General features: G+C 59.1%; 23 protein-coding genes. 13 read left to right on the top strand and 10 right to left on the bottom strand.

The genetic code is table 11. The features are described 5' to 3' along the window. The first annotated feature begins 154 nt into the window (after positions 1-154). Positions 155-2,314 carry a type I secretion system permease/ATPase gene (locus tag ACA069_RS08080; RefSeq protein WP_497617023.1) on the top strand — a complete coding sequence of 720 codons (2,160 nt, stop codon included), beginning with the start codon at positions 155-157 and terminating at the stop codon, positions 2,312-2,314. A 9-nt stretch (positions 2,315-2,323) separates the two neighbouring features. Further along, the gene (locus tag ACA069_RS08075) at positions 2,324-3,685 is read left to right on the top strand and encodes an HlyD family type I secretion periplasmic adaptor subunit (RefSeq protein WP_497617021.1); all 1,362 of its coding nucleotides are present in this window, start codon (positions 2,324-2,326) and stop codon (positions 3,683-3,685) included. Positions 3,686-3,719: 34 nt separating this feature from the next. Here ACA069_RS08075 and ACA069_RS08070 read toward each other — a convergent pair whose 3' ends face one another. Both ACA069_RS08070 and ACA069_RS08065 read right to left on the bottom strand, forming a co-directional pair. Continuing rightward, on the bottom strand, positions 3,720-4,316 hold the full coding sequence (locus ACA069_RS08070; protein ID WP_497617020.1) for a tRNA-uridine aminocarboxypropyltransferase: 597 nt from the start codon (positions 4,314-4,316) through the stop codon (positions 3,720-3,722). A gap of 4 nt (positions 4,317-4,320) precedes the next feature. Beyond that, positions 4,321-5,214 (bottom strand): LysR family transcriptional regulator, encoded by an 894-nt coding sequence (locus ACA069_RS08065; RefSeq protein ID WP_497617018.1) that lies wholly within the window; start codon positions 5,212-5,214, stop codon positions 4,321-4,323. Between the two features lie 349 nt (positions 5,215-5,563). Between ACA069_RS08065 and speB the strand changes: the two genes are divergently transcribed. From speB to ACA069_RS08035, 6 genes are all read left to right on the top strand, one after another. Beyond that, entirely contained in the window at positions 5,564-6,514 is a 951-nt protein-coding gene (gene speB / locus ACA069_RS08060) for an agmatinase (protein ID WP_123536038.1), read from the top strand. Positions 6,515-6,524: 10 nt separating this feature from the next. After that, a complete protein-coding gene (locus ACA069_RS08055) occupies positions 6,525-6,947 on the top strand; it encodes a YybH family protein (protein WP_489878472.1) in 423 nt (140 codons plus the stop codon). A 56-nt stretch (positions 6,948-7,003) separates the two neighbouring features. Beyond that, positions 7,004-8,506 (top strand): purine-cytosine permease family protein, encoded by a 1,503-nt coding sequence (locus tag ACA069_RS08050; protein ID WP_489878471.1) that lies wholly within the window; start codon positions 7,004-7,006, stop codon positions 8,504-8,506. Between the two features lie 177 nt (positions 8,507-8,683). Beyond that, positions 8,684-10,063 carry a sodium:solute symporter family protein gene (locus ACA069_RS08045; protein ID WP_401266630.1) on the top strand — a complete coding sequence of 460 codons (1,380 nt, stop codon included), beginning with the start codon at positions 8,684-8,686 and terminating at the stop codon, positions 10,061-10,063. A gap of 86 nt (positions 10,064-10,149) precedes the next feature. Then, positions 10,150-10,875, top strand: coding sequence for an MBL fold metallo-hydrolase (locus tag ACA069_RS08040; RefSeq protein WP_489878470.1), 726 nt, complete (start codon positions 10,150-10,152; stop codon positions 10,873-10,875). A 44-nt stretch (positions 10,876-10,919) separates the two neighbouring features. Then, positions 10,920-11,168, top strand: coding sequence for an acyl carrier protein (locus ACA069_RS08035; RefSeq protein WP_187681250.1), 249 nt, complete (start codon positions 10,920-10,922; stop codon positions 11,166-11,168). A gap of 107 nt (positions 11,169-11,275) precedes the next feature. Here the strand turns inward: ACA069_RS08035 and ACA069_RS08030 are convergent, their stop codons facing one another. Further along, the gene (locus tag ACA069_RS08030) at positions 11,276-11,404 is read right to left on the bottom strand and encodes a PA1414 family protein (protein ID WP_007914492.1); all 129 of its coding nucleotides are present in this window, start codon (positions 11,402-11,404) and stop codon (positions 11,276-11,278) included. Between the two features lie 142 nt (positions 11,405-11,546). Beyond that, on the bottom strand, positions 11,547-12,440 hold the full coding sequence (gene ptrR, locus ACA069_RS08025) for a putrescine utilization regulator PtrR (protein ID WP_497617015.1): 894 nt from the start codon (positions 12,438-12,440) through the stop codon (positions 11,547-11,549). A 104-nt stretch (positions 12,441-12,544) separates the two neighbouring features. Between ptrR and ACA069_RS08020 the strand changes: the two genes are divergently transcribed. Further along, positions 12,545-13,723, top strand: coding sequence for an MFS transporter (locus ACA069_RS08020; RefSeq protein WP_497617014.1), 1,179 nt, complete (start codon positions 12,545-12,547; stop codon positions 13,721-13,723). Here ACA069_RS08020 and ACA069_RS08015 read toward each other — a convergent pair. The 3 genes from ACA069_RS08015 to ACA069_RS08005 form a co-directional block, all read right to left on the bottom strand. Then, entirely contained in the window at positions 13,671-14,555 is an 885-nt protein-coding gene (locus ACA069_RS08015; RefSeq protein WP_222944310.1) for a DMT family transporter, read from the bottom strand. The two genes, ACA069_RS08020 and ACA069_RS08015, sit on opposite strands and share 53 nt — an antisense overlap. Positions 14,556-14,796: 241 nt before the next feature. After that, on the bottom strand, positions 14,797-15,201 hold the full coding sequence (locus ACA069_RS08010; RefSeq protein WP_187681254.1) for a DUF2177 family protein: 405 nt from the start codon (positions 15,199-15,201) through the stop codon (positions 14,797-14,799). A gap of 45 nt (positions 15,202-15,246) precedes the next feature. Further along, the gene (locus ACA069_RS08005; protein ID WP_187681255.1) at positions 15,247-16,083 is read right to left on the bottom strand and encodes a CvfB family protein; all 837 of its coding nucleotides are present in this window, start codon (positions 16,081-16,083) and stop codon (positions 15,247-15,249) included. Positions 16,084-16,424: 341 nt separating this feature from the next. Between ACA069_RS08005 and ACA069_RS08000 the strand changes: the two genes are divergently transcribed. The 3 genes from ACA069_RS08000 to ACA069_RS07990 all read left to right on the top strand — a co-directional run bounded on the left by ACA069_RS08000 (position 16,425) and on the right by ACA069_RS07990 (position 18,491). Further along, positions 16,425-16,613: a PFL_1563 family small protein gene (locus tag ACA069_RS08000; RefSeq protein ID WP_016985943.1), complete on the top strand. Its 189-nt coding sequence runs from the start codon at positions 16,425-16,427 to the stop codon at positions 16,611-16,613. A 215-nt stretch (positions 16,614-16,828) separates the two neighbouring features. After that, positions 16,829-17,545, top strand: coding sequence for a TorF family putative porin (locus ACA069_RS07995; RefSeq protein ID WP_497617013.1), 717 nt, complete (start codon positions 16,829-16,831; stop codon positions 17,543-17,545). Positions 17,546-17,621: 76 nt separating this feature from the next. Then, positions 17,622-18,491 carry a DUF6279 family lipoprotein gene (locus ACA069_RS07990; RefSeq protein WP_497617012.1) on the top strand — a complete coding sequence of 290 codons (870 nt, stop codon included), beginning with the start codon at positions 17,622-17,624 and terminating at the stop codon, positions 18,489-18,491. A 77-nt stretch (positions 18,492-18,568) separates the two neighbouring features. On the opposite strand, the gene ACA069_RS07985 is transcribed toward ACA069_RS07990, so the two are convergent. Next, positions 18,569-18,961, bottom strand: coding sequence for a transcriptional regulator (locus ACA069_RS07985; RefSeq protein ID WP_401266616.1), 393 nt, complete (start codon positions 18,959-18,961; stop codon positions 18,569-18,571). 175 nt (positions 18,962-19,136) lie between these two features. Here ACA069_RS07985 and ACA069_RS07980 point away from each other — a divergent pair, with 175 nt between their 5' ends. Further along, entirely contained in the window at positions 19,137-19,877 is a 741-nt protein-coding gene (locus tag ACA069_RS07980; RefSeq protein WP_497617011.1) for a DUF899 domain-containing protein, read from the top strand. 80 nt (positions 19,878-19,957) lie between these two features. Here the strand turns inward: ACA069_RS07980 and ACA069_RS07975 are convergent, their stop codons facing one another. Both ACA069_RS07975 and ACA069_RS07970 read right to left on the bottom strand, forming a co-directional pair. Then, positions 19,958-20,137: a hypothetical protein gene (locus ACA069_RS07975; RefSeq protein ID WP_497617010.1), complete on the bottom strand. Its 180-nt coding sequence runs from the start codon at positions 20,135-20,137 to the stop codon at positions 19,958-19,960. Between the two features lie 8 nt (positions 20,138-20,145). Beyond that, complete coding sequence (locus ACA069_RS07970; RefSeq protein WP_497617009.1) at positions 20,146-20,556, bottom strand: hypothetical protein; 411 nt, start codon at positions 20,554-20,556, stop codon at positions 20,146-20,148. Positions 20,557-20,669 lie beyond the last annotated feature (113 nt).

Below are 20,669 nucleotides of genomic sequence, written 5' to 3'. Positions count from 1 at the left end.
AGGCTGCTGATCCTGATCGTTCCCACGCTCCGCGTGGGAATGCAGCCCGTGACGCTCCGCGTCACTGGACTCAAAGCGTCCCTGGAGGCATTCCCACGCAGAGCGTGGGAACGATCAGTAGGCCAAATGAAGCGGTAACAGGGGAGCGATCAATATGACCAGCATGGAACCCGGTAACGTAGGGGTCGATCCGCGGCTGAGCTTCGATGATCCGTTACTCGACGGTCTGTTGATCCTCTGCAAACTCCATGGCGCGACGGTCAGTCGCGCCAGCCTGAGTGCCGGGCTGCCCCTGAACAAACAACGCCTGAGCCTGGATCTGCTGCCCCGCGCCGCCGCCCGGGCCGGGTTGCAGGCGCGACTGTTGCGCCGTGAACTGAAAGACATCTCGCCACTGAATCTGCCGATTCTGCTGCTGCTCAACGACGGTCGTACCGCCGTGCTGCGGCGGTTTGGCGATGACGGTAAAGCGCTGATTCTGCCCAGTGAAGCCGATGGCGGCGAGCAATGGGTCAGCCGCGAAGAACTCAGCGAACACTACAGTGGCCAGGCCTTGTTCGCCCGGCCACGCCACGAACTCGAAGATCTGCGTTCTCCGCTGGTGCCACGGGTGCATGCGTGGTTTCGCGACACCCTGAAGCTGTCGAAATGGCTGTACAGCGACGCGATCCTCGCCAGTTTTCTGATCAACCTGTTAGGCCTGATGGTGCCGCTTTTCGTCATGCAGACCTACGACCGCGTGGTGCCCAATCAGGCCACGTCGACCCTATGGGTGCTGTCGATCGGGCTGTTGATCGGCACCGGTTTCGAACTGGTGCTGCGGGTAGTGCGCGCACACTTGCTCGACACCGCCGGCAAGAAAACCGACGTGATCCTTTCCGCGACTTTATTCGAGCGCATCACCGGCATGTCGATGAAGGCGCGGCCGGCGACCATCGGCGGTTTCGCCCAGAGCATTCATGACTTTCAGGGCTTGCGTGAATTCCTCACGGCCGTGACCCTGACCAGCCTGATCGACCTGCCCTTCGTGGTGTTGATGCTGGTGGTGATCGGCCTGCTCGGCGGCTGGTTGGTGGTGATTCCGCTGCTGGCGTTTCCGCTGACCATCATCTTCGCGATGATCATTCAGGTGCGCCTGCGCGACACGGTGCAGAAGAGTCTGAGCCTCGGCGCTGAACGCCAGGCGCTGCTGATCGAAACCCTCGGTGGCCTGGAAACCCTCAAGGCGTGCAGCGCCGAAAGCGAGCGCCAGCACAAATGGGAAAGCACCCACGGCGCCCTCACCCGTCTCGACAGCCACGCGCGCAACCTCTCGGCGCTGGCCACCAACGGCACGCTGTTCATTCAGCAGTTCTCGGGGATGGCGACAATTGTCGCCGGGGTCTACAGCATCATCGCCGGCAACCTTAGTGTCGGCGCATTGGTGGCGACCTACATGCTCGGCAGCCGCGTGCTGGCGCCACTGGGGCAGATCGCCGGGCTGATCACCCGCTACCAGCAAGCGCAACTGACCATGAAAAGCACCGATGCGCTGATGGCCCTGCCCCAGGAGCGTGACGGTAAACAGCGGCCACTGGAACGCACACAACTGCAAGGCGCCCTCGACGTAAACGGTGTGACGTTCCACTACAACGGCCAGAACGCGCCGGCCCTGAGCAATGTCAGTTTCAGCCTGAAACCCGGTGAACGGGTCGGCATCATCGGCCGCAGCGGTTCGGGTAAAAGCACCCTGGCGCGGCTGGTGATGGGTTTTTACGAGCCCGAGGAAGGCCAGTTACTGCTCGACGGCCTCGCGCTGCAGCAACTGGATGTCGCCGACCTTCGCCAGCAGATCGGTTACGTCGCCCACGACTTGCCGCTGCTGGCCGGCAGCCTGCGCGACAACCTGACCCTCGGCGCGCGCTACATCAGCGATTCACGCATGCTGGAAGTCGCCGAACTGACCGGCGTCACCGAACTCGCCCGCCAGCATCCACAAGGTTTCGACCGGCCGGTGGGCGAGCGCGGACAGTTGCTCTCCGGCGGTCAACGTCAAGCGGTGTTGCTGGCCCGTGCGTTGCTGCTCGATCCACCGATCATGCTGCTCGACGAACCCACCAGCGCCATGGACAACAGCAGCGAAGACCTGCTGCGCCAGAAACTGCATGGCTGGGTACAAGGCAAAACCCTGCTGCTGGTCACCCACCGCACCTCGATGCTGAGTCTGGTGGATCGCTTGCTGGTGCTGGACAACGGCCGGGTCGTCGCTGACGGCCCGAAAGAAGCGGTCATCGATGCACTGCGCAAGGGCCGTGTCGGCTCGGCGGCGGTCTAGGAGTAAGCCATGTCTGCTGCATCCGATGGCAAATCACGCGGCTACTTCGACAGCTTCGGCAAAAGCGCCGAGGCCGAGTTCATGCCGGAAACCGCCGGCGCCTCGTTACAGGATTCGCCACGCTGGTCACGGATTACTGTGTGGCTGGCGGCGGGCCTGCTGATCAGCGCACTGGTCTGGGCCAAGTTCGCGGTGCTCGAAGAAGTAACCATGGGCGAAGGCAAGGCGATTCCGTCGAGCAAGGTTCAAGTGATCCAGAACCTTGAGGGCGGGATCGTCACCGAGCTTTTTGTCCGCGAAGGGCAGATGGTGAACAAGGGCGACACCCTACTGCGCCTGGATGACACGCGGTTTCGCTCGAACAAGGGTGAGAGCGAGGCCGACCGTTATGCGCTGACCGCGCAGGTCGAACGCTTGTCGGCGGAGTCTGAAGGCCGGCCGTTCAAGCTCTCCGATGAAGTGATCGCCAAGGCACCGCAAGTCGCCGAAGACGAACGCTCGCTGTACGAACAACGCCAGCGACGGCTGGCCAGCGAACAACGCACCCTCAGCGAACAACTGCGGCAGAAGACTCAGGAACTGGCGGAGTTTCGCTCCAAGCAGGGCCAGTTCAGTTCAAGCCTGGCGCTGTTGCAACAAGAGATGAACATGTCCGAACCGCTGGTGAAAACCGGCGCGGTGTCGCCGGTGGAAATCCTGCGGCTCAAGCGCAGTGCGGTGGAAATTCGTGGCTCGCTGAATGCCACCACACTGGCGATTCCCCGGGCGGAATCGGCGATTGCCGAGATCCGCAGCAAGATCGACGAGTCGGAGCAAACCTTCCGCTCCGAGGCCGCCAAGGAGCTGAACGAGAAACGCACCGACCTGTCGAAAATCACCGCGTCGAGCATCGCCATCGACGACCGCGTCAGCCGCACCACCGTGACCTCGCCAGTGCGTGGGGTGATCAAGCAAATGAAGGTCAACACCATCGGCGGCGTGGTCCAGCCGGGCAGCGACATGGTCGAAATCGTGCCGCTGGAAGACAACCTGCTGATCGAAGCCAAGGTGCGACCGCAGGACGTGGCATTCCTGCATCCGGGCCAGAAAGCCATGGTCAAGTTCAGTGCCTACGACTACACGATCTACGGCGGGTTGAGCGCCAAACTTGAGTTGATCGGTGCCGACACGATCACCGATGACAAGGGCAACAGCTTTTACCTGATTCAGGTGCGCACCGATAAAAACCACTTGGGCGGGGATGTGAAACCGTTGCTGATCATTCCGGGGATGGTAGCAACGGTGGACATTATTACCGGGGAGAAAAGTGTGCTGGATTACCTGCTGAAACCGGTGCTCAAGGCCCGTACCGAGGCAATGCGCGAGCGGTAGCCAATGATGGTTCCCACGCAGAGCGTGGGAACCATCATCTGTCAGCATGATTACGCTGAAAAACCTCCTCCCCCATCGCTGCAATCTGCCCGTCGATCAATGCCTCGAACGGCTTGAGCAACAGCTCGAATGAGGCCGGGGCTTCCAGCGTCTGCAACGCCTGCACAATCGCTTCAAGCGTCGATAACGCCCCCGGCCCCGGTGCCTTGCGCAACCGATACCGCGACACACCACCTTCGGCCAGCGTCACCCGCGGCAACGCCGCCAACAGCGGATTGAGGTGCAACATCTTGCGCGCCTTGCGCCAAGTGCCGTCCGGCACGACCAGCAACAGCGGTTGCTCGGACTCGCCGTAAGCCTGCATCGGCTGCGCATCGTCCGCCGGAAACAGCAAACGCGCCTGATACCCCGGCCGGTTCAACAGCGTCGGCAAATCCTCGAACACCTCACCGACGATCAGTTCGGCATTGGTCAAACCCAGCGCCGCCAGCCGCGCGGTGTTCAACGCATGATTGACCTCACTCGGATGCTGCAACAGCAACACCCGGGTGCGGCTGTCGAGACTGGGGATCAGCGCGCACAGGCAATGGGTTTGTGGGCGCAGGCAGCGCGGGCATTGGGGTCTGGACATATTCTTAGGCCTGATTGAGCTGGGCTTTGAGCAAATCGCGGAACGTCTGGATCAGCGGCTCACGACTGCGGCCACGGCGCATGATCATCGAGAACGGCGCCTGATAACCGAAGGTCGCCGGCAGCAGCACGCGCAAATCGCCCTTGTCGGCCCAAGCCTGGGCGTAATGCTCCGGCAGATAACCGATGTAGGCGCCGGACAGCACCAGAATCAGCTGCGCTTCCATACTCTCCACGGTCGCGGCGCTGTGCTTGAAACCGTGGCGGGCGAGTTCCGCCTGACTCCAGTAGCCACGGCCGACCATGCGTTGCTGGGTAATGACTTGTTCGGGAATGCGCCGCTCGTTGAACAACGGGTGTCGGCTGCTGCAATACAGCCAGTGTTGCTCGCGGTACAGCGGCATGTAGACCAGACCGCTCATGCGCGTGGAGAACGCACCAATGGCCAGATCGAGGCGGTTGTCTTGCACTCCGAGTTGCAACTCATAAGGGCTCATCACCGACAAATGCAAATGCACCGCTGGGTGTTCCTGACTGTAGGCGCCGATGGCTTCGGCGAACGGCAGGGCCTTGTCGCTGACGGTCGAGTCGATCACCCCGAGGTTGAGCGTGCCGCGCAGTTCGCCTTTGAGCGCGGCGGCGTATTGCTCGAAGCCTTCGAGTTCGGCCAATAGGCGCAGGGTTTCCTGATGGAACAGCTCACCCTTTCTGGTCAGGCTGAACCCGCCACGGCCGCGATGGCACAGCACCAGACCGAGCGCGGCTTCGAGCTGGCTCATGTAGGTGCTGATCGCCGAAGTCGACAGGTTGAGTTCCTGTTGCGCGTTGGCGAAACCCTGATGACGGACCACGCTGACGAAGATGCGTAATAGTTTCAGGTCGGGTAAAGCGTTGGCCATGCGGCTCTCCAAACATCTGTCGAACGCTGATGACTTTGTGGTGAGGGGATTTATCCCCGACCGGCTGCGAAGCAGTCGTAAATTCAATACACGTGGGGTGCCTGATGGACCGAACCGCAGGAATTGGGGCGGCTTCGCCAACCATCGGGGATAAATCCCCTCGCCACAGGGTCATCAACACAGGGCCTGAGAGTCTATCCCGCGCCTTGGCATTAGTTTAGAAAAATCTGAACTAAGTATTTGCCCGTAGCGATTCTTCCCCCTCACTACATTTCGCAGAATCGGCCCACAGCGGTGCCCGCCTGCCGGTGCACCGACATAAATAAAACAAGACGATGAGGCCCTACCCGTGGACAAGATTCTTCACCAACCACTGGGCGGCAACGAAATGCCGCGCTTCGGCGGCATCGCCACCATGCTCCGACTCCCCCATGTACCGACCGCTGCCGGTCTGGACGCTGCCTTCGTTGGCGTGCCTCTGGATATCGGTACTTCGCTGCGCCCCGGCACCCGCTTCGGGCCGCGCGACATCCGCGCCGAATCGGTGATGATCCGCCCGTACAACATGGCCACCGGCGCTGCGCCGTTCGATTCGTTGTCGGTTGCCGATATCGGTGACGTGGCGATCAACACCTTCAACCTGCTCGACGCCGTGCGCATCATCGAAGAAGCCTACGACAACATCCTCGAGCACAACGTCATCCCGATGACCCTGGGTGGCGACCACACCATCACCCTGCCGATCCTGCGTGCCATCCATAAAAAGCATGGCAAGGTCGGTCTGGTACACATCGACGCCCACGCTGACGTCAACGATCACATGTTTGGCGAGAAAATCGCCCACGGCACGACTTTCCGTCGCGCCGTCGAAGAAGGTCTTTTGGACTGCGACCGCGTGGTGCAGATCGGTCTGCGTGCGCAGGGCTACACCGCTGATGACTTCAACTGGAGCCGCGATCAGGGTTTCCGCGTGGTGCAGGCCGAAGAGTGCTGGCACAAGTCGCTGGCCCCACTAATGGCCGAAGTGCGCGAGAAAGTCGGCGGTGGTCCGGTGTACCTGAGCTTCGACATCGACGGCATCGACCCGGCTTGGGCGCCAGGCACCGGCACCCCGGAAATCGGTGGTCTGACGACCATTCAGGCGATTGAGATCGTTCGCGGCTGCCAGGGCCTCGACCTGATCGGTTGCGATCTGGTAGAAGTCTCGCCCGCTTATGACACCACCGGCAACACCTCGCTGCTGGCCGCCAACCTGCTGTACGAAATGCTCTGCGTACTGCCAGGCGTGGTTCACCGCTGAGGGTTGGGTCATGAACGAACGTGATCAGGTTCTGAAAGCGGCCGCCGATCTGGTGTCCGCCTTCGCCCGTAATGATCGCGAAGCCTACTTCGGCGCATTCAGCGCCGATGCCAGCTTCGTGTTTTACACCCTCGAACAGCCGCTGCTGTCGCGCGATGCCTATCAGGCGTTGTGGGACAACTGGCGCACCGAGGACGGCTTCGAGGTGCTTTCCTGCACATCAAGCAACGCCTTCGTCAGCCTGCAAGGTGACGTGGCGATTTTCATCCATGACGTGGCCACCGAGCTGCGCATGCAAGGGGAGCAACACTTCAGCCAGGAGCGCGAGACAATTGTTTTCAAGAAACAAGCGTCGAGCCTAGAACAACAAGGCCATTGGCTGGCCTGCCACGAACATTTGTCCGCAATGCCGGAAGGGCTGCCATCCCCTTAGCCAAACAGGTGACGCCTCACACACGATGAGGCGCGCCTTTATGATCGGAGCAGATCATGAATAACAACAACAACGACCAAAGCCTCACGCAGATTGAAACCCACGGGGTCGAACAGATCCCGGACAATGAACGCACCGCAGGCCCGACGGATTTGTTCCGGATGATCTTCGGTGGTTCCAATACCTTTGCCACCGCCGTGCTCGGCAGTTTCCCGGTGCTTTTCGGCCTTTCGTTTCAGGCCGGCGTCTGGGCAATTGTCTCGGGCGTGCTGCTCGGCTCGCTGATCCTCGCACCGATGGGCCTGTTCGGCCCGCTCAACGGCACCAACAATGCCGTGTCGTCCGGTGCGCACTTCGGCGTGCACGGGCGGATTGTCGGTTCGTTCCTGTCGCTTTTGACCGCCATCGCCTTCTTCTCGCTCTCGGTGTGGAGCTCGGGGGATGCGTTGATCGGCGGTGCAAAACGCCTGATCGGCCTGCCGGAAACCGACCTGACCCTGGGCCTGGCCTACGGTCTGTTCGCGATTCTGGTGCTGACCGTGTGCATCTACGGCTTCCGCTTTCTGCTGTGGGTGAACAAGATCGCGGTGTGGAGCGCCAGCCTGTTGTTCCTGCTGGGCATCTTCGCCTTCGCCGGGCCTTTCGACGCGCACTACGCCGGTACTGTCAGCCTCGGTCAACCGGGCTTCTGGGCAGCGTTCATTGGCGCGGCGCTGGTGGCCATGAGCAACCCGATCTCCTTCGGTGCGTTCCTCGGCGACTGGTCGCGCTACATCCCGCGTGACACTTCCAAGCAGCGGATCATGGCCGCCGTGGTGCTGTCGCAGATCGCGACGTTCATCCCGTTCCTGTTCGGCCTGGCTACCGCGACCATCGTCGCGATCAAGGCGCCGGACTACATCGCGGCCAACAACTATGTGGGCGGCTTGCTGGCGGTGTCGCCGAGCTGGTTCTTCCTGCCGGTGTGCCTGATTGCAGTGATCGGCGGCATGTCCACCGGCACCACCTCGCTGTATGGCACCGGGCTGGACATGTCCAGCGTGTTCCCGCGTGTGCTGTCGCGGGTCAAGGCGACGTTGCTGATCGGCGTGCTGTCGATTGCCTTCATCTTCATCGGGCGCTTCGCTGCGAACCTGGTTCAGAGCGTGTCGACCTTCGCCGTGCTGATCATCACCTGCACCACCCCATGGATGGTGATCATGATCATCGGCCTGGTGGTGCGTCGCGGCTTCTACTGCCCGGATGACCTGCAAGTGTTCACTCGCGGCGAACAGGGTGGCCGCTACTGGTTCACCCACGGCTGGAACTGGCGTGGGCTGGGCGCGTGGATCCCGAGCGCGGCGGTCGGCCTGTGCTTCGTCAACTTGCCGGGGCAGTTTGTTGGCCCGCTGGGTGAGCTCGCGGGCGGGATCGACGTCAGCTTGCCGGTGACGTTGGGCCTGGCTTCGGTGGTGTATCTGACGCTGCTGAGCCTGTTCCCGGAACCGCGCGAAGTGTTCGGCCCAAAGGATGCTCGCAGCCAAGTCGCAGCAAAACCTGAACTGCGTCAGGCCGCCTGACGTAGGTCCCCTGTAGGAGCGAGCCTGCTCCGGGCGGCGATCCGACGAAGACTTCAGCACATTCAACATTGATGTGACTGACGGACCGCCTTCGCGAGCAGGCTCGCTCCCACAAAGGGCAGCCACACCAAACCAAATTTGTTTCACCATAAAAAAGACAATCGGAGACACGCCATCATGGCTTTGGATTTATTCGTCGTCCTCATCTACGCCGCCGGCATGCTCTTGCTCGGCTACTTCGGCATGCGCAAAGCCAAGACCAACGAAGACTTTCTGGTCGCCGGTCGCAACCTCGGCCCGAGCCTGTACATGGGCACCATGGCTGCGACCGTTTTGGGTGGGGCGTCCACCGTCGGCACCGTGCGTCTGGGCTACGTGCACGGCATCTCCGGCTTCTGGCTGTGTGCGGCGCTCGGTTGCGGCATCGTCGCGCTGAACCTGTTCCTCGCCAAACCGCTGCTGAAATTGAAAATCTACACCGTTACCCAGGTGCTGGAAAAACGCTACAACCCGATGGCCCGCTCGGCGAGCGCGGTAATCATGCTGGCCTATGCGCTGATGATCGGCGTGACCTCGATCCTGGCGATCGGCACCGTGCTGCAAGTGCTGTTTGACCTGCCATTCTGGATCTCGGTACTCGTCGGTGGTGGCGTGGTGGTGATCTACTCGGCCATCGGCGGCATGTGGTCGCTGACCCTGACCGACATCGTCCAGTTCATCATCAAGACTGTGGGCCTGATGTTCATCCTGTTGCCGATCTGCCTGTACCGCGTTGGCGGTTGGGATGAGCTGGTGCTGAAACTGCCTGCTACTGCATTCAGCTTCACCACGATCGGCTGGGACACGATCATCACCTACTTCATGATCTACTTCTTCGGCATCCTGATCGGTCAGGACATCTGGCAACGGGTGTTCACCGTCAAGACCGCCAAAGTCGCCCAGTACGCTGGCAGCATCGCGGGCATCTACTGCATCCTTTATGGTCTGGCATGCGCCCTGATCGGCATGGCTGCGCACGTACTGATCCCGGATCTGGACAACGTCAACAACGCCTTCGCCGCGATCGTCAAACTGTCGCTGCCGGATGGCATCCGTGGTCTGGTGATCGCCGCTGCTCTGGCCGCGATGATGTCCACCGCCAGCGCCGGCCTGCTCGCCGCTGCCACTACACTGACTGAAGACTTGCTGCCGAAACTGCGCGGCGGCAAACAGTCGAGCCTGGGCATCAACCGCCTGTTCACCCTGCTGACCGGCATCGTCGTGCTGGGTATTGCGCTGGTGGTGAACGACGTGATCAGCGCCCTGACGCTGGCGTACAACCTGTTGGTGGGCGGCATGCTGATCCCGCTGATGGGTGCGATCTTCTGGAAACGCGCAACCACCGCCGGCGCGATCGCCAGCATGGGTATGGGTTTTGCCACGGCGCTGGTGTTCATGTTCAAGGACGGTCTGGACGCCAACACGCCGATCTACTACAGCCTGGCCGTAGGTCTGGTGAGTTTTGTGGTGGTCAGCTTGGCATCGCGTCGTCCTGCGCCCCTGGCTAGCGCGATCTAAGCTGAAACATGATGACTTGATGCTTTCTTCGACGAGTGTGGCGTCGGTTGCCACACTCGTTTTTTTTCGTCTAAAGGAATGTGCTGATGAAGATTGTTTCCCGCGATCAGTGGTTCGAAGTGCAAACCCTGAGCGATGGCATCCGCCTGATTCATGAGCCGTACATCCGCCCGTTCTATCGCTGCAACTTGTGGCACGTTCAGGGTCGCGACAAGGATCTGTTGCTCGACAGCGGCTCCGGGCTGGTCAGCCTGCGCGAGCAACTGCCGTGGCTGACCGAGCGGCCACTGGTGGCGGTGGCCAGCCACTGCCATTTCGACCACATCGCCGGGCATCACGAATTTACCGAGCGACTGGTGCACCCGGCCGAGGCGGACATTCTGGCGGCGCCGGATGGCGAGAATGATTTAAGTCGCGCCTTCGTCGGCGACGACATGTTCGAGGCGCACCCGGACTGCCCTCTGTGCTATGCCGAATACCGGGTCAAAGCCGCGCCGGCCACCGGGTTTATCGAGGATGGCGACGTGCTGGATCTGGGCAATCGTACGTTGCAGGTGCTGCACACACCGGGGCATTCGCCCGGCGGCATCAGCCTGTATGAAGCGGCGAGCGAAACGCTGTTCAGCGGCGACATCATCTACGACGGGCCGTTGATCGAAGACGCCTACCATTCCAATCTGAATGACTACGCCGCCAGTCTGCGCCGTTTGCAGGCACTGCCCATCCGCACTGTGCATGGCGGGCATTTCGGTAGTTTTTCCGGGGAGCATTTGCGCTCGATGATTGACGAATGGTTGCGCGGGCACGCATGACGCCTGCTGTACTCAAGCAGAACAACAACCAGAAAAAATTTGCCATGAGAAGAGCTGCCGTGCGTGCCGCCGTACATCGGTTCATCCGGCGTCTGCTGGAAAACCGCGAATTCGATGACAAGACCAGTCTGGTGCAATTGGGCCTGGAGAAGGCGGATATCGAGGATCTGATCTTCCATCTGGAAGATGAATTCGGACTGACGGCGTTTACCGCCGAAGAGGATCACCTGCTCAAGAAAGCGAAGACCGCGAATGACTTGAGCCGGTTTTTGCTGATGATTGCGCGTCACTGAAAACAAAAAATCGCAGACTTCGACAGCGCCTACACTGATCTCTGTAGGAACTGCCGAAGGCTGCGATCTTTTGATCTTAAGTCTTTTGAACCTTTACGTCGGGGGCCTTACCGCCGACGCTGCTGACGCCGACGCTGTTCGTCGTCCGTACGAATCGGTACCGGTTGCAGAGGCGGTTCGATCAAGCCGAGGGCAACACCCAAATCGTGCAGCCAATTTTGAATTTTCTCTTTCATCGTCATGCCCCCTTCAGGGTGGTGCCGAGCGACCGGAATTCTGAGGCCGCTTCGCACTGATAATAGTCCGAACTCCTACGCAATGCTCGGGCAATTCCGCAATGATCTGTTACTGAATTGAACAGAGTCTGCTGACATTGGTTCAAGCCGTTTCCCGAGTTTCAGCCAAAGGCGCGGGATAGACGGCGTGCTGCACTTCGATCCATGCATTGAGGTTGGCGCCAACCATGCCCCGGCGCCACATGAGCCACGTTGTCGCACCCGCAAACGGCTCTGCCAAAGGGTGCACTGCGACGCTCTCGCGCCCCGGCAGACTGGCCAGCATCGACTCCGACATCAGCGCCACGCCACTGCCGGCAATCACACAAGCGAGCATGCCCTGATAGGACTCAATCTCCATCGCCCGGCCCATCGCTGCGTGATCGTGCGCGAACCATGCCTCCAGCCGCATGCGATACGAGCAACCCTGGCGAAAGGTGAAAACAGAGCGCCCTTCGACATCTCTGGCACTGCTTACCGGCGGATGATCGGCTTCAGTGATCAGCACCAGCCTTTCCTCACACAACGGCACGCCGTCGAGCCCGGCCAGCTCCAGCGGCCCGTCCACCAGTGCCGCATCGAGGCGTCCGGTGAGCAAACCTTCAAGCAACTCACCGCTCGGCGCGGATTGCACTTGCAGGTTCACCGCCGGATATTGCTTGTGATACCGCGCCAGCAGCGCCGGCAAATGGATCGCCGCCGTGCTGTACATGGTGCCCAACACAAAATCCCCCGCCGGTTGCCCGCCCATCACCGCCGCGCTGGCCTGATCACGCAGGGCAAACAGTTTGCCGGTGTAGTCCAGCAGGACTTTTCCCGCGGGCGACAACTGCAAACGCTGACGCTCACGGACGAACAATTCGACGCCCATTTGCTCTTCCAGCTGTTTCAGGCGGGTCGAAAGATTGGAAGGCACTCGATGCAGGCGCTCGGCGGCGCGGGTGATCGAACCTTCCTCGGCGACTGCCTGAAAGATCCGCAGTTGGCTGAACTCCACAACATTTCTCCATAACAGAACAAGTTACTCACTATTATTCATTTTTAAAGAAAGTCAATCAGTCTTAGCCTGACGGTCATTGCTCTTCCAACGGAATCCAGACCATGTCACCACTGATTCGCTTATCCGCTTGCTTCGTCGCCCTGATGATGGCCGTGGGCATCGGGCGTTTCGCCCTCACACCACAAATGCCGCATATGCTCAGTGAAGGACAGATCGACCTGACTGCCGCTGGTCTGATTGCCGCGGCCAACTACCTTGGTTACCTGCTCGGTGCGGTGGATGCGATGTTCGCCCACCGTCCGCAGCAGGTTCAGCGCCGATTGCACGGTGGCCTGTGGCTGTGTGTGCTGCTGACGCTGGCGTCGTTTTGGGCCAATGGCTTCTGGTCGCATCTGCTGCTGCGCTTTGGCACCGGGGTGGCAAGTGCCTGGGTGATGGTGATGATTACGACGCTCAGTCAGCCACTGGCTGCCGCGGCGGGTCGCCCACGGCTTGGGGCGCTGGTGTTTGCCGGACCCGGCTTGGGGATTTTTCTGACAGGCGTGTTGGCGCTGGTCTCACATCTGCTGAACCAGACTTCTGCGACGTTGTGGCTGATTTATGCAGCGGCGGCATTGGTGATGATGCTGGGGGTCTGGCGACTCCTGCCGCAACCAGTCGCGGCGAAGACGGCTGTGGCAGCCGTCAATCCATCGAGTCGTGGCATCGGGCGTCTGGCAGTGATCTACGCCCTGTACGGTGTCGGCTACATCATCCCGGCGACGTTCCTGTCGCAGATGGCCAACGCGCAGTTTCACGGGCAATGGCAGGCAGACCTATTCTGGCCGAGCTTCGGCCTGTGCGCGGCAATCGGCGTGTTGCTGGTGAGTCTGCGCCGTCACGATCCGCAGACCACGCGTCACTGGTTGATGGCGACGCTGTGGCTGCAAGCAGCCGGAGTTTTTGCCTGCCTTTTGGGCAGCGGTTGGGGGTTGGCGCTGGGCGTAATCCTCTGCGGCACACCGTTCCTGGCTTGCATGCAACTGGTCATGCAGCGCTCGCGGGAACTGGCGCCCCACGCCACCCAGCGCAACGCCGGCATGCTCACCGCCTGCTTCGCCGCTGGCCAGCTCAGCGGCCCGCTACTGGCCGCGCTGAGCAGCCATTTCAGCGGGGGCTTGCAGCCCGCGCTGGTGATCGCCGGCAGCGGTTTGCTGATTGCCGGCGGGCTGGCGATGCAATCGACTGTTACTGGCCCAGCGCTTTGCGCAAACGCCGACGCACCCACTGTTCAGCGCTGACAAAAGTGATGCCGAGCAACACCAGCACGGCACCGATGACGAAGTTCAGGCTCAGTTGCTCGCCGAGCAGCAACACGCCGAAAGTGACGCCGAACAGCGGCGTCATGAACGAGAACACCGCGAGATTCGCCGCCAGATAACGGCGTAATAACCAGAACCACACCAGGTAACTGAAGAAGGACACGACCAAACCCTGGAACAGCACGCTGGCCACCGCCACGGTAGTCAGATTTACATGGCTGATCTGGCCGCTGAACAGCGCGATCAACAGCAGGCCTATGAAGCCGACGATCAACTGATAGAACAACGTCAACGTCACCGGCGCTTCCGACAGTCGCGAGGCGCGCACCACCACGGTGGTCGCGCCCCAGCAGGCGCCAGCCAACACACCAAAGGCATCGCCCAGCAACATGCGCCGGTCAAGGTTGTCCCACGACACACCGCCGGCAAAGGCAATCGCGATGCCAATAAACGCGAGCAGAATCCCCAGCCACTGCAACGGCCGCAGACGCTCGCTGGCCAACAGAAAATGCACGCCCAGCGCGGTGAATATCGGTGCCGTATAGAGGAACACCGACATGTGCGCAGCGGTGGTCAGTTGCAAGCCTTCGCTGATGAAGAAGAACTCCAGACCGAACAATGCACCGGCCAGCAAGCCGCCGCGCCAGGTGTTGCCGACCTGATCCCAGCCGCCCTTCCAGCAGATGAGCAATCCTACAAGCAACGCGGAAATCCCTGACCGCCCCGCTGCCTGCATCACCGGCGCAATGTCCGGCGCCGCCCACTTGATCATGACCTGCTGCACACCCCAGATCAGGCATAGGCCAATCATCACCTGCAAGGCAAAACGGTCGGCATTGCGCCGCTCGACAATCACCGCAACACCTCGAACACACACAACATGGCAGCCATCCAATGGTCAAAAAACAGTGCCGGGGATTATCAATCAGTCAGACAGAAAAAGCCGTCTGGAAAAGACATTTAGTTCATCGCAGACGTCAGCGGTGAATGGTTGTCGGCTGCGCCGTCATTCGCTGGCAAGCCAGCGAAGAGGCCGGTCAAGGCAACACAAATCAACGATTCGAAACACCAAACCGTCGAGCCACCAAAAACCCGATGGTACAAGCCACAGCGGTGGCAAACGTCCCCCACGCCCAATCCATCAATGACACTTGCGCCGACCACCCACGCAACGTCGCCCAATTGGTCAGGTCATAGGTGCCATACGCCACCAGCCCCAACAACGCGCCCATCTTCGCCGCGCGCTGCCAACTCAGTGCCGGCAACACCACCAACAGCACACACCCGAAAACGTACAGGCAATAAAAAACCGCTGCGGGAATCAGCAGCGGTTTTTCAAGCATCAGCGGACCGAGCAGTTCGCGATAGGTCGGCGCCATCAACAGGCCGAGCCAGACGCCGTCGAGCAAAAGAAACGTCACCAGGGTGGCGACATAGGCAATCAACGATTTTTTCATTTACCCGACCTCAAGTGAGCCCATGCAACATGGGCCACGCCAGGCTCAGGTTAGTTCAATGCGATCGGCGTGAATGACGATCTTGCCTTCCTTGTACAGCGAACCGATGGCCTTCTTGAAGTTGCCCTTGCTGACACCAAAAAGGCTGCTGATCAACGCCGGATCGCTCTTGTCGCTGACCGGCAGCGAGCCATCGTTTTCGCGCAGCTTGGCGAGAATCTTCGAGTTCAGGCTGCTGGCCGCTTCCTGACCAACCGGTTGCAGGCTCAGGCTGATCTTGCCGTCGGCGCGCACTTCCTTGATGAAGCCTTTCTCGATCATGCCGGCGCGCATGAACTTGAAGATTTCGTTCTTGTGAATCAAACCCCAGTGCTTGTTGTTGATGATCGCCTTGAAGCCCATGTCGGTGGCTTCGGCAACCAGCAGGTCAACTTCCTGGCCCTGGCTGTAGTTGGCCGGGGTTTTGTCGAGGTAACGATCCAGACGTGCGGTCGCGGTGATGCGGCGGGTGTGCTTGTCGAGGTAGACGTGCACCACGCAGTACTCGCCGGCGGTCATCTGACGTTTTTCTTCGGAATACGGCAGCAACAGATCCTTCGGCAGGCCCCAATCGAGGAACACGCCGATGCTGTTGACTTCAACCACTTTCAGACTGGCAAATTCACCGACCTGAACTTTTGGTTTTTCAGTGGTGGCGAGAAGTTTGTCTTCGCTGTCCAGATAAATAAAAACATTGAGCCAGTCTTCATCTTCGCTGGGAATATCTTTGGGAATATAACGGTTGGGCAAAAGAATCTCGCCGTCAGCACCGCCGTCCAGATATAAACCGAAGTTAGTGTGTTTAACCACTTGCAAACTGTTGTAACGCCCGACTAAAGCCATTTTCCAGAACCCTCATTGCGTGGGCGGCATTCTACCCGGTTTTGCCCCCAGCGTTGACTGGCAGATTCCTGCCTTCAGCGAAATAGGCGCAAAGCCTTGATTTTCCGTGGACGCGCACGTGACGGTTGCCGCTCGTCAGTCCGCTGTGGCGCATTGCGGCAGCCCCTCAAAGCGCCGAAAAATATAAATGATCTTATTTAAAACAGCAGGTTAGCCGGTTATTTCGAAAATTGAATCGAGAATAATCCACCATGGAGGTTGGTTATTCCCGGGGATATTTACCAAGCAATTGTCAAGTTATTACTGTACGATGCCTGGCCGAGTTACTTTTCTACAGGTTAATGGCCGCCATGCGTGTAAAAGCATCCACCAGCAAAGCAAAGCCAGCTCCAGCCGTTGAAACCAGCGAATCGATCAACGATCAGATCGCAGCGTTCCTCAAGTCCGGCGGCGAGATTCAGCAAATTGCCAAAGGCGTCAGCGGCCAGACGTTCGGCCCGTCCAAGCAGATCAGCTTGGGCAAGAAGTAACACCCGGTAATACACCCGTCCATAGGCGCTTTGAGCTTCGAAGCGCCTGGACTGGCACCGCAAAATCCCCCTCCGCTTTAAACAAATCATCATCCATTCTTTGCAAATCGACGAACGGCCATCAATGCCGAGCATTCGCCGGTATCCTTGCACGCGTCTAGATCAAGCGTTTCAGCAGGCTTGCCGCCCTGCGCTCGCTGTTAATGGAGTGACGCATGCGCAAAACATCCTGTTTATCGCTCGTAGGCCTACTGGCTTGCACGACTGCGCACGCGCAGATTTTCCAGCGTGAACTGGGCGACTTCGACCTCAAACTCGGCACCATGCCCAGCCGCAGCATGGCGCAAGGACTGGTCAAACCGGCGTCCACCGGCTCGTTTCATGGCGGACTAGACCTCAGCCATGACAGTGGCCTGTATTTCGGCCAGTACGCGCCGAGCATGGGCATTACGCCGGGCAAGAACCTCGAAATCGACTCCTACTTCGGTTTTAAACAACCCTTCGATCAAACCCTCGGCTACGAAGTCGGGATGATCCACTACAGCTATCCCAAAGTGGACACCCTCGACAGCCAGGAGTTGTTCGGTGGTCTGACCCTGCTCGGCAGCCGATTCGGCATTGCCTTGAGCAACGATCCGGACAAACAGAACAACACGCTGTTTGCCGATCTGCGCGGCAATCAACCCTTCGGCATTGGCGTGAGCATGAAATACACCACCCACCAACTGAACACTCCGGTGGCGGTGGACGGTGGTTATGTCAGCAGTTTCACCGATTGGTCGGTGAAGTTTTCCCGGCCGGTCATGGGCGTCAATCTCGACCTGATCTACAGCAATTCCAGCCTCAGTGGCAGCGATTGCTCGGCCTACTCCGGGCACAACAGCGAGTGCGACGGCCTCGTAACACTCAAAGCCGAGCGCGCGTTCTATTGATCGGCTGAACTGCCGGGTTCATTCTGCGTTCACATAAGAATCAGACCCCAAGGCTGGCCATCGCAAGGATTCGCCCATGTCTCGCTGGTTCACACACATTGTTGCCCTGCTGATATTCACCCTCGCCCTCGGCGCCTGTAGCCGCGTAGGCCTGGCCTATCGCAATCTCGACGTGATCATTCCGTGGACGCTCAGCGACTACCTCGACATGAACGGCGAGCAGAAAGGCTGGTTCAACGAACGCCTTCAGGAACACCTGAGTTGGCACTGCACCACGCAATTGCCGGGCTATCTCGACTGGCTCGACCGCTTGCAAACGATGGTCGAGACCAACCAGGTGACTGACGCCGCGCTTGCGGCGCGCACCGGGGAAGCTAAAAAAGCCATTGCTGAAACTGCGCGGGAGATCACCCCGTCGGCCATCGAGTTGCTGCAAGGGCTGGATGACAAACAAGTCGCCGAGATGAACGACGCATTTGCCAAGGATCTGCGCAAGCGCCAGCAGGAATACCTGAAACCGCCGCTGACCCAGCAGATCGCCGAACGCGGTGCACGCATGGTCAAACGCCTCAACGATTGGCTGGGACCGTTGAGCGCCACGCAAGAACAGCGGGTCATGGCCTGGTCGACGGCGCTGGGCGACCAGAATACCCAATGGATCGCCAATCGTGCCCATTGGCAGCAGCAGTTCAGCGCAGCCGTTGCTCAGCGCAAGAGTCCGGAGTTCCCACAACGTATCGAGACGCTTCTGGTCAATCGTGAGCGTTTATGGACGGCGGATTACCGCCAGGCGTTTGCTGACACCGAGGCGCAGGGACGATCGCTGGCGGTTGATTTGATGGCGGAGAGTACACCGCAGCAACGTCAGCGGTTGTTGAAGAAGATTGAGGGAGTACGCAAGGACTTTAATGATTTGAAGTGTCTGAAAGCCGCTAAGCAGGGTTGAAGATCAAAAGATCGCAGCCTTCGGCAGCTCCTACACGGTTATGCGTAGGAGCTGCCGAAGGCTGCGATCTTTTGCTTTCAGGCAATCTGCGCCTTTGAAGCCACTTCATCAAACGTCGCCTCAGCCAGCGCATCCTCCTGCTCATCCAGTACTTGGCGTGGATGATCGTTGCCGGGAATGCTGCTGTCGATCAGGCTCAGCAGGCTGGAACCGCGCGGCGTCAGCACGAAATTGCTTCCTGTGGCGCCCTCTTCATCTGGACGCGGTGCGATGTAGCCACGCAAGAGCAGCAACCTTTCATAATCGCTGGCCAGCGTTTTCAGGCCATCCAGATTCTCGATCGGCTCGCCCGCGCTGGCTTTCTCCGCCGCGTAGTCCTCCGCGTATTTCCGAGGAGCGAAACTTTTGCCTGCACTGTTCTGCACTTCATGCAGCAAGCGCTCAATCAAATCCCAGTTGTAAGTCGTCATCCTGATTCAACCTCCGGTGCGCGTAATTAATGGCGCGGTCATAGGTTGTGACCCGGGCGTGCCGCAGCCGTTCAGCCGCATTTCTCGCCCCGACCGACCGGCGGTCTGTCGAATTCCCTGCCGGTTAAACGACTAGTCTGAAACAGACGGTTTCAACCCCGCAGGAGAAATCATCATGAACGTCGAGAATCATCCGGTGGTGTCGCGCGAAGAATGGCTCGCCGCCCGTAGACAACACCTCGATCACGAAAAAGCCTTCACCAGGGAGCGCGACCGCCTCAGCGCCGAACGTCGCGCATTGCCTTGGGTGAGAGTCGACAAGGATTACCACTTTCAAGGCCCGGACGGCGAATTGAAACTGGCTGACCTGTTCGGCAAGAACAGCCAATTGGTCGTCTACCACTTCATGTTCGCCAAGGATTGGGAGGAAGGCTGCCCAGGGTGCTCGTTTCTGAGCGACCACATTGACGGCGCCAATCAGCATCTGGCGCATCACGACATTTCCATGGTCGCGGTTTCCCACGCACCGTTCAACGAGTTTCAAGACTTTAAACGGCGGATGGGCTGGAAGTTTGACTGGGTGTCGTCGGAAGGTTGCGACTTCAATTACGACTTCGGCGTTTGCGCTCAGGCCGAGGATGTCGCTGCGGGAAAGGCTACTTACAACTATGAAAAGACTGATAGCGCCGAGGAGGAAATGCCGGGACTGAGCGTGTTTTATCGCGATGATAAAGGTGGGATTTTCCACACTTACTCAACGTATGCCCGTGGGCTGGACATGTTGGTGGGCGCCTACAACTACCTCGATCTGACGCCCAAGGGCAGGAATGAAGGCGAGATCATGGAGTGGGTGCGGCATCATGATCGGTATGAGTCGGCAATGAAGCCTGCTTGCTGTCATGGCAAAGAGGGTTGAACCAAATCTAAAGAAGCGGGTGAGCTGATGCTCATCCGCTTCCAAGTATGCGTTCCCACTGCCAACGAATGGATGGCTCTTCAATACTCGAATTTCGTTCGTACTTGTTCTCCCTCACGATAAGAAAGAACAAACGACTTCCATTGCTCACCGCGCTTGACTGCGTTTGCCTGCAACTCATCAACAAGACGGAGAATTTTCGCCCCATTGATATCTGTTTCGGCGTTCCAATCTTCCACCCCATCTTTCTCGACCGCCAACTCTGTCTCTATGTACCCTTCCCCCATATCCACAACGTAACGTAACGGAACGCATCGTAGCTATGCACTATCCCGTCATCGACCAACTGGAAAATCTCCTGAACAATTTTTATATCTTCAGTGATCACTAAATAACCTCCGGAATTTGATGGGGTTCGTTTCTGAAATATACGGTTTTTGCCATCTATAACGTAGATAACACTTAAGGCATCTTGGCGAATTGAGCCGGGATCTGCACGTTCAAACTTGATCGTCGTCGTCCCCACAGGGTTTACTTCCCTATCGAAGCAAATTGAGCAAGGCAAGAATAAATACGCGATCAAACAGCAAGTCGCCATGGCGGCAGCAAAAAGCACGATCAGCCCCAAGGCATAATCCGGGTAACTGGCTACTTCGATATCTCGCACAATAGCGAACATAAATGGAACCACTCGAAGCGTGGCAATGCATGCACCTCAAAGAAAAATCAGCGTGCAATTGCGCCGTACTCTCTCGGTATTCATCCATTCAATCAGCTACGCAAAAAGCAGTA

It is taken from the genome of Pseudomonas sp. LBUM1652 (genome assembly GCF_059716105.1).
The sequence above is the reverse complement of the archived record's forward strand: the minus strand, read 5'-3'. Positions and strand labels throughout refer to the sequence as shown.